Origin of the sequence: Mesorhizobium sp. Cs1321R2N1, from assembly GCF_037179725.1 — a bacterium.
Classification (GTDB): domain Bacteria; phylum Pseudomonadota; class Alphaproteobacteria; order Rhizobiales; family Rhizobiaceae; genus Mesorhizobium; species Mesorhizobium salmacidum.
The window spans coordinates 1-7,431 of the sequence record NZ_JAPYKP010000204.1; the positions used below are offsets into that span (position 1 = coordinate 1).

10 protein-coding genes are annotated in these 7,431 nt (G+C 65.3%); 6 read left to right on the forward strand and 4 right to left on the reverse strand.

The features are described from left to right. Both O7A61_RS29790 and O7A61_RS29795 read right to left on the reverse strand, forming a co-directional pair. On the reverse strand, positions 1–563 hold a 563-nt coding region (locus O7A61_RS29790; protein WP_442921130.1), incomplete at its 3' end, for a Y-family DNA polymerase. A gap of 118 nt (positions 564–681) precedes the next feature. Continuing rightward, on the reverse strand, positions 682–1,098 hold the full coding sequence (locus O7A61_RS29795) for a winged helix-turn-helix transcriptional regulator (protein ID WP_337132798.1): 417 nt from the start codon (positions 1,096–1,098) through the stop codon (positions 682–684). A 121-nt stretch (positions 1,099–1,219) separates the two neighbouring features. Between O7A61_RS29795 and O7A61_RS29800 the strand changes: the two genes are divergently transcribed. The 6 genes from O7A61_RS29800 (at position 1,220) to O7A61_RS29825 (ending at position 6,228) form a co-directional block, all read left to right on the forward strand. Then, positions 1,220–2,092 (forward strand): NmrA family NAD(P)-binding protein, encoded by an 873-nt coding sequence (locus tag O7A61_RS29800; RefSeq protein WP_337105148.1) that lies wholly within the window; start codon positions 1,220–1,222, stop codon positions 2,090–2,092. A 36-nt stretch (positions 2,093–2,128) separates the two neighbouring features. Next, on the forward strand, positions 2,129–2,716 hold the full coding sequence (locus O7A61_RS29805) for a dihydrofolate reductase family protein (protein WP_337132799.1): 588 nt from the start codon (positions 2,129–2,131) through the stop codon (positions 2,714–2,716). A gap of 127 nt (positions 2,717–2,843) precedes the next feature. Then, positions 2,844–3,719, forward strand: coding sequence for an SDR family oxidoreductase (locus O7A61_RS29810; RefSeq protein WP_337132800.1), 876 nt, complete (start codon positions 2,844–2,846; stop codon positions 3,717–3,719). 108 nt (positions 3,720–3,827) lie between these two features. After that, positions 3,828–4,766, forward strand: a complete 939-nt coding sequence (locus O7A61_RS29815) for an alpha/beta hydrolase (RefSeq protein ID WP_337132801.1) — start codon at positions 3,828–3,830, stop codon at positions 4,764–4,766. Positions 4,767–4,768: 2 nt separating this feature from the next. Further along, positions 4,769–5,299: a dihydrofolate reductase family protein gene (locus tag O7A61_RS29820; RefSeq protein ID WP_337132804.1), complete on the forward strand. Its 531-nt coding sequence runs from the start codon at positions 4,769–4,771 to the stop codon at positions 5,297–5,299. After that, positions 5,296–6,228, forward strand: a complete 933-nt coding sequence (locus tag O7A61_RS29825) for a sigma-70 family RNA polymerase sigma factor (RefSeq protein ID WP_337132802.1) — start codon at positions 5,296–5,298, stop codon at positions 6,226–6,228. The genes O7A61_RS29820 and O7A61_RS29825 overlap by 4 nt, the downstream gene beginning before the upstream one ends. A 286-nt stretch (positions 6,229–6,514) precedes the next feature. On the opposite strand, the gene O7A61_RS29830 is transcribed toward O7A61_RS29825, so the two are convergent. After that, the gene (locus tag O7A61_RS29830) at positions 6,515–7,258 is read right to left on the reverse strand and encodes a 2OG-Fe(II) oxygenase (protein ID WP_337132803.1); all 744 of its coding nucleotides are present in this window, start codon (positions 7,256–7,258) and stop codon (positions 6,515–6,517) included. After that, positions 7,255–7,431: MGMT family protein (locus tag O7A61_RS29835; protein WP_337132805.1), on the reverse strand; the 177-nt coding region annotated here is incomplete at its 5' end. The genes O7A61_RS29835 and O7A61_RS29830, both read right to left, overlap by 4 nt.

Sequence of the window (7,431 nt, forward strand, 5' to 3'; positions counted from 1 at the left end):
GCCCTGGTTGCCGGCCCGACGCCCCACATCAGCGCGACCGGCAAATCGTGCAGGAAGGCAAGCTCGGTGCCGGGATCGACCACCACCAGCCCGTCGGGCTTGGCAACCTGCGAGGCGATCTTGGCCAGATGCTTGGTGCGCGCCACGCCGATCGAGATCGGCAGGCCGAGTTCGGCGCGCACACGGCGGCGGATCACGGTCGCGATCTCCCGGGGGGAGCCGAACAAATGCGTGCAGCCGGCGACATCGGCGAAAGCCTCGTCGATGGAGATGCGCTCGACCACCGGCGTGAAATCGTCGAGCACCTTGATCGCCGCGTCGCCCAGCCGCTGGTAGTGGCTGAAATTGCCGCCGACGAAGATCAATTGCGGGCAAAGCTCGCGCGCCTTGCGCCCCGGCATGCCGCCGCGGACGCCGAAGGCACGGGCCTCATAGGAGGCAGCGAGCACCACGCCGCCGCCGACCGCGATCGGCTTGCCGCGCAATGTCGGGTCGAGCAACTGCTCGACCGAGGCATAGAAGGCGTCGAGATCGGCATGCAGGATGGTGGCCGTCGTTTCCATCCTGTTCCGCTCATCCGCAATTGCTGATAGACCAGAACACATAGAGAACAAATGCAGATCGTTGTCAATGCGGGGCCGGGTAGGATGCGTCCTTCTTCCACGGGGGACGAGGAAAGGCCTAGACAATATGTTCGGCCCGCAGCGCTGCCTTCATGCGTTCCAGCGCCGGCTCGCCGCCGGCCGTCAGTTCTTCTGCGATGCGGGCAAGTTGACCGTCGGCCTTGCGATGCCTGCTGCCCCAGGCGCCGAGCGTGGCCAGCACCGGCAAGAGGTCGATGCCGGCTTCGGTCAGCCGGTAGATCGCCTTCAGCCCGTGGCTGGGATCGTCGCTGCGGGTGAGGATGCCTTCATCCTGCAGCGTCTGCAGCCGCTCGGCCAACGTGCGCGAGGAGATGCCTTCATCGGATTGCAGGAACTCGCGAAAATGCCTTTTGCCGGCGAAGACCAGGTCGCGGATGATGAGCAGCGTCCAGCGGTCGCCGAGCAGTTCCAGCGACAGGTTGATCGGGCAAGCGGATCTTTCACGCGTCGACATCTCTATGGTTCCGTTTTTATATCACTTTACTATTGACACCATTATCCATTTGCGTCAAATGGTTCCATAAGTAAATCATTTTCGGCCGAAGAGCTCGCGGTCTCGACAGGAGGAAGACATCATGGACCAGGGGAAAACCAGCGCGCCAAGGACCGTCGTGGTTGTCGGCGCCACCAGTGAGGTCGGCGCGCAGGTCGCTTCCGTGCTCACGGGGCAGGGGCATGCGGTGCGCGGCGTGGCGCGCGGTCTGGGTGTCGCGCTCGACGATGCCGCGGCACTCGCATCGGCCTTCTCCGGCGCCGACAGCGCCTATGTGATGATCCCCTTCGATGTCACCGCGCCGGATCTCCACCGCTTCGAGGACGAAGTCAGCGGGCGCCTGGCGACGGCGATCAGGACTTCGGGCGTGCGCCGCGTCGTGCTGCTCAGCGGCCTCAATGCCCATCTCAGGATGGGGACTTCGCTGGGCGCCGCGAGGATGGAAGAGCGGCTCGAGGCACTCGGACTCGACGAGCTGGTGTTCTTGCGCGCCTCCTTCTTCATGGAGAACTTTGCCAGAGGCATGGGCTTTGTCGAGCAGGCCGCTTCCGGTGTCTTCGCCACGCCCTTCCGCGGCGACCTGCCGATGCCGCTGATCGCCACGCGCGACGTCGGTCAGCGCGCCGCCGCCTTGCTTGGGTCGGAGCATTTTCCGGCCGGGCGCGTCGTCGAGCTGCATGGTGGCGGGTATCATCCTTTCGAGAAGGTGACCGAAATTCTCGGCAAGGCGATCGGGAAGGCGGTGAGCTACCATGCGGCACCTTTCGCCGATGCTCGCGCCGGCATGATCGCCGGCGGCCTGTCGGCGAGCTTCGCCGATGCGCTGGGCGAGACGGCGGCGAGCTTCAACAAGGGCGAGCGATGGGCGTTGGAAGCGCCGTCGCCCGACAATGCCACGCCGACTACTTTCGAAGCCTGGGCACGCGACTTCGCCCGCTCGCGTGGCGCTGCCTGATCCCTCCCATACTGAATCCGGAAACGAGGACACCCGATGAAAAAGCTCATTCTTCAGATGCAGTTGTCGGTCGACGGTTTCGTCGGCGCCGATGCTGACCAGCCGTGGCAGCTCTGGGAGTGGGGCGACGACAATGGCTGGGACGCCGAGCTGAAACAGGATTTCAACGCCGTGTTCGCCGGCATCGACACCATCCTGCTCAGCCGCAAGATGGCCGAGGAGGGTTATCTCACCCATTGGGGCAATGCGGCGAGGAAATATCCGACCGATCCGTTCTATGCCTTCGCCCGGCGCATCGTCGACGCGCGCAAGGTGGTGCCGAGCGACAGGCTCGAGGCCTCGCGTTGGGAGCGCACGACAGTGGTGAGCGGCGACCTGCCGCGCGAGATCAACGCGCTGAAGGCGGGCGACGGCGGCGACATGGCCGTCTTCGGCGGCGCCGGCTTTGCGTCGGCGCTGATCGCGGCCGGGCTGGTCGACGAGTTCCAGCTGTTCGTCAATCCTGCCGTGCTGGGCGCCGGCCGTCGCATCTTCGACCAAGGCGGGTTCCGAAACCTGCGGCTGCTTGGTTCGAAGGCCTATGCCTGCGGCATGGTGGTCAGCCGCTACGCGCCGGCAGGCTGATTGCCGGCGTACAGGCCTGGTGCCGACAAAAAAGACGTTTGGGCGGAATCCTTTGCCCGCTTCTCTTCGTCTTCAAGATGCGGTCGTCGCAAGGGCGGCCGCATCAATCTGAATGGAAAGACAGACCATGATCCTGGTGACAGGCGCCACCGGCCTGAACGGCAAGGCAATCGTGCGCGAGTTCGCGCGGCAGAAGCATAAAGTGAGGGCGCTGGTTCGCGATCTGGACCGGGCATCGGCGGCGGGGCTCGGCGGACTTGCCGGCGTCGACCTGATCGAGGGCGATATGCGCCGGCCGGAGACGCTTGGCGCGGCACTTAATGGCATCGATCGCGTGCTGACGATTTCGACCGCGGCCGAAGACATGGTCGAGACGCAGTGTCGTTTCATCGATGCCTGCAAGCCGGCCGGCGTCGCGCATGTGGTGAAGTTTTCCGGCGCCGAATCCAACATCGGCTATGACGCGACGAAGTTCCGCTTCACGCGCATGCATGAGGAAATCGAGCGCTATCTCGAAGCGGCCGCGATGGCGTGGACCCACCTTCGCCCCAGCCAGTTCATGCAGGTCTATTTGCGCGACGCGCCGACCATCGCCACCGAAGGCGCTTTCCATCTGGCGCTTGGCGACACCGAACTGTCGCCGGTCGATGTCGAGGATATCGCCAAGGTCGCCGTCCGGCTGCTGTGCGACGGTGGCCACGAAGGCGAGAGCCTCGACATGACCGGACCCGAGGCGCTGACGATGAGCGACATCGCGGCGCGGATATCGCAGGCGATCGGCAAGCCGGTCCGCTACGTCGATATCAGCCCGCGGGAGCGCCGGCGCAATCTGCTGGCCGCCGGTGTCCCCGCCGACTTCGCCGACGCACTGGACGAGCAATTGGCGGAGCGGCGGCGGCGGCCGAAATCGCGTGTGCATCTGGCGACGCATGAGATGTTCGGCGTGCGGCCGACGCCGTTCGTCGAATTCGCCCGGCGGTATGCCGCGATGTTTGGAGGCTGAGCGCGTCCGCAAAAAAGCGCCCACCGTCACGTATCCTTTTTGTCTGCCCGTACGTCTCTGCCTTCCGAAGGTCGCGTCTTCCGCGATCCGCAACCCGAGGAGAATATCATGGCGAGCATCGAGAGCGAGGCAAACAGGAACCATTACGCTGTTATGGCGGCCAATGCGGACAAGCTGACCAGCCCGCAGGCGATCATCGACCACAACGATATCCACTGGACGGCGCTGACCGGCGAGCCGCACGGCGTCGACTATATCGAGGTCGATGCCGGCGGCGTGCCGGCGATGTGGGTGGTGCCGAAAGGCGCCGACGAGCAGCGGGTGCTGTTTTATGCGCATGGCGGCGGCTTCATCGGCGGCTCGATCTACACCCACCGCAAGCTGGTCGGCCATCTCGCCAGGGCCATCGGCTGCCGGGCGCTGCTCTACGACTATCCGCTGGCGCATCAAGCCCAGCATCCGGCCCAGCTCGAGGCCGCGATATCGGCCTGGAACTGGCTCGTCGACCAGGGCTTCGACCCCGGGCGGATCGTGATTGCCGGTGACTCCTGCGGCGCGGTGCTGACCTATGGCGTCCTGCAGCGGCTGCGTGCGCAAGGGCGGCCGCTGCCGGTCGCCACGCTGATCATCTCCGGCTGGTTCGACATGGCGCTGACCGCCGCCAGCTATGAGACCAACCGCGAGAAAGATCCGGCCTTCGCCAGGGAAGCCGTCGACTGGCTGGCGGCCAATTTCATCGGCGATGCCGATCGGCGCGATCCCGAGGTCAGCCCGCTCTATGCCGATCTCTCCGGCTTTCCACCCGTCTTCCTGCAGGCCGGCGCCGACGAGACGCTGGTCGACGAAAGCCGCATGTTCGCCGAGCGGGCGAGGCAGGCGGGGGTCGAGACGCGACTCGACGTGTTTGACGGCATGCTGCACTCCTTCCAGATGATGGCCGGGCGGGCGCCCGAGGCCGACAATGCCATTGCCGGCTTCGCCGCCTGGGTACGGCCGAGATTGGGGCTGCCGGCTGCCGGTGAGAAGACCCGGGAAAAGGCGGCGTGAGCATGCGACGGCTGATCGTGTCGAGTTTCGTCTCGCTGGACGGCGTCATCGAGGCGCCCATGACATGGGCCTCGCCGTTCTTCATCGGAGAGAATGTGGACCATGCCTTCCAGGCGCTTTCGAACGTCGAGTTCTTCCTGCTTGGCCGTGCCACCTACGAGATGTTCTTCGCGCGCTGGCCCGGGATCAAGGGTCCGTACATGGACCGCATCAACGGCCTGAAGAAGCTGGTCGCCTCGACGACGCTGAAGACGGTGTCGTGGAATGCCACGCTCATCAACGGCGACGTCGCCGAGGCGCTCGCGGCGCTGAAACGCCAGCCGGGCGGCGACATCCTGAAATATGGCGTGTCGCAGCTCGACCGCACCTTGCTTTCCGCGGGGCTGGTGGACGAGTATCATCTGTCGATCGTGCCGACATGGGTCGGGCACGGCAAGCGCGCCTTCGACGATGTTGGTTCCATCAACCTCGATCTTGTCGGCACGCATCGCTTCGACAATGGTGTGGTGACCCTGATCTATGTGCCGCGATGAACCAGCAGATCCGCAAATCTCTCGACACGGCGCAAGGCATGCGGGCCTGGCCTGAGCCCGACCGCGTGTTCGACCTGCGCTATGCCGCGTTCCTGGAGACGGTTTTGCATCTGCGCGCCAGGCTGCATCGCTATTGCGCGCGCATGACCGGCTCGGCGCTGGATGGCGAGGACATCATGCAGGAGGCGCTGTTCGAGGCCTATCGCAAGATCGAGCTGCTCGACGATGCGCAAGCGCTACGGCCGTGGCTTTTCCGCATCGCGCATAACCGCTGCATCGACTTCATCCGCAATCGCCGCACACGGCACGCGGCCGAGGCCTTCTATGCCGGCGTCGACATCGTGCTGCCGGTCGAGCCGGCCGGTCCGGGGGCCGGCCGCGCCATCGAGCGGCTGGTCGTGCATCTGCCACCGAAGGAGCGCGCCTGCGTGCTGCTCAAGGATGTCTTCGACCATTCGCTGGAGGAGATCGCCGACCTCGTCGGCTCGACATCGGGCGGCGTCAAGTCGGCGCTCAATCGCGGCCGCGCCAAGCTCGCCGCCTTGCCGGCGCAACCGGTCGCGGCGCCGCCACACGATCCTGAACTGGAGCGGCTGCTCGACCGCTATGTCGCGCTCTTCAATGCCAGGGACTGGGACGGTGTGCGGGCGCTGACCAGCGCCGATGCGCGCCTGCAGGTTTCGGACTGCTACAACGGCCTGCTCTCGGCCTCTCCCTACTTCGTCGAATATGAGCGCAACGAGCTGCCCTGGCGCATGCGGCCAGGCGCGTTCGAAGGGGAGATCGTGTTGGTCGTCGACAGGCAATATGGCGAGGTCTGGCGGCCGGCCTATCTGGTGCGGGTCCGTGCCGATGGCGGCGTGATCAGGAGCATTGCCGATTATTACGCGTGTCCCTGGATCCTGGAGATGGCGGCCGACGACGGGTGAGGAAGCTCGGCATCGAAGACCTTCGGAAATAGCAGTGGCGAGAAGAAGTTCTTCTGCAAAATGCGCGTGGGGATGGCCTATGTGGGCAGCACTAAGATGATTGGGTTTACCTCCGCAGGTGGGCAGGTTTCACTGAATCCCAAGGTCTACGAAAGCCATGCCGGGGACATGACGACGCCATATCCCAGCTTTCGGATTTGAAGGCTGGCAAGCCCAGCTCGCGGGATGTCGGCAATTGCGCTCCGGCGAAATGATCCGCCGAGGCCGGCGGGGACTTCTGTCGCACTCACTTCGCGTCATGAAAAATGATGCCGACAGTATGGCGCATGCCTGAGCGCAGGCGGCTGACGCCGTGGCGCAGATTGACGCGGTAATTGCCTTTGGTTCCCTGCACCGGCCGGTTGTGGACGGCGAAAGCCACCGCGTCGCCCTGGCGCAAGGGCACCACTTCGACCCGGCTCTGCATGCGCGGCCGCTGTTCGGTCAGCGCGAATTCGCCGCCGGTGAAATCCTCGCCGGGCTCGGAAAGCAGGATCGCCACCTGCAGCGGGAAGGCGAGGTCGCCGTAGAGGTCCTGGTGCAGGCAGTTGAAGTCGCCAGGCACATATTGCAGCAAGAGCGGCGTCGGCCTGACCTGGCCGGCGGCATGGCACTGTTCGAGAAACGCTGCATGCGTGCTGGGGTAGCGCATGGCGATCTCCATGCGCTCGTTCCACCGGTTGGCGACCTCGGCCAGCCTCGGATAGAGCGCGCCGCGCAGGCCGCCGATGAGATCGGGCAAGGGATAGCGGAAATAACGGTATTCGCCCTTGCCGAAGCCATGCCTGGCCATGTGGATGTGGCTGCGGAAATGCTGCTCCTGGGGGTAGAGGCCGGCGAGCTGCCGGCACTCTCGCGGTGACAGCAGCTTTTCCATCACCGCGCAGCCGAAGCCGTCGAGCTCGGCCGTGAGTGCGGGCCAGTCGTAGGCGGCGATGCGTGTCTCGGCGGCTTCGACCAGCGATGGGGCAACCCTGGCGTCGGCGTTCATATCGCGGCCTCCCTTTCCAGCAAGGCGCGCTTGCGTTCGATCCCCCAGCGGTAGCCGGACAGCGAGCCGTCGGCGCGCAGCACGCGGTGGCAGGGAATGCCGAGCGCGATGGCGTTGGCGGCACAGGCCGTCGCCACGGCGCGAGCCCCGTCCGGCATGCCGAGGCGCCGGGC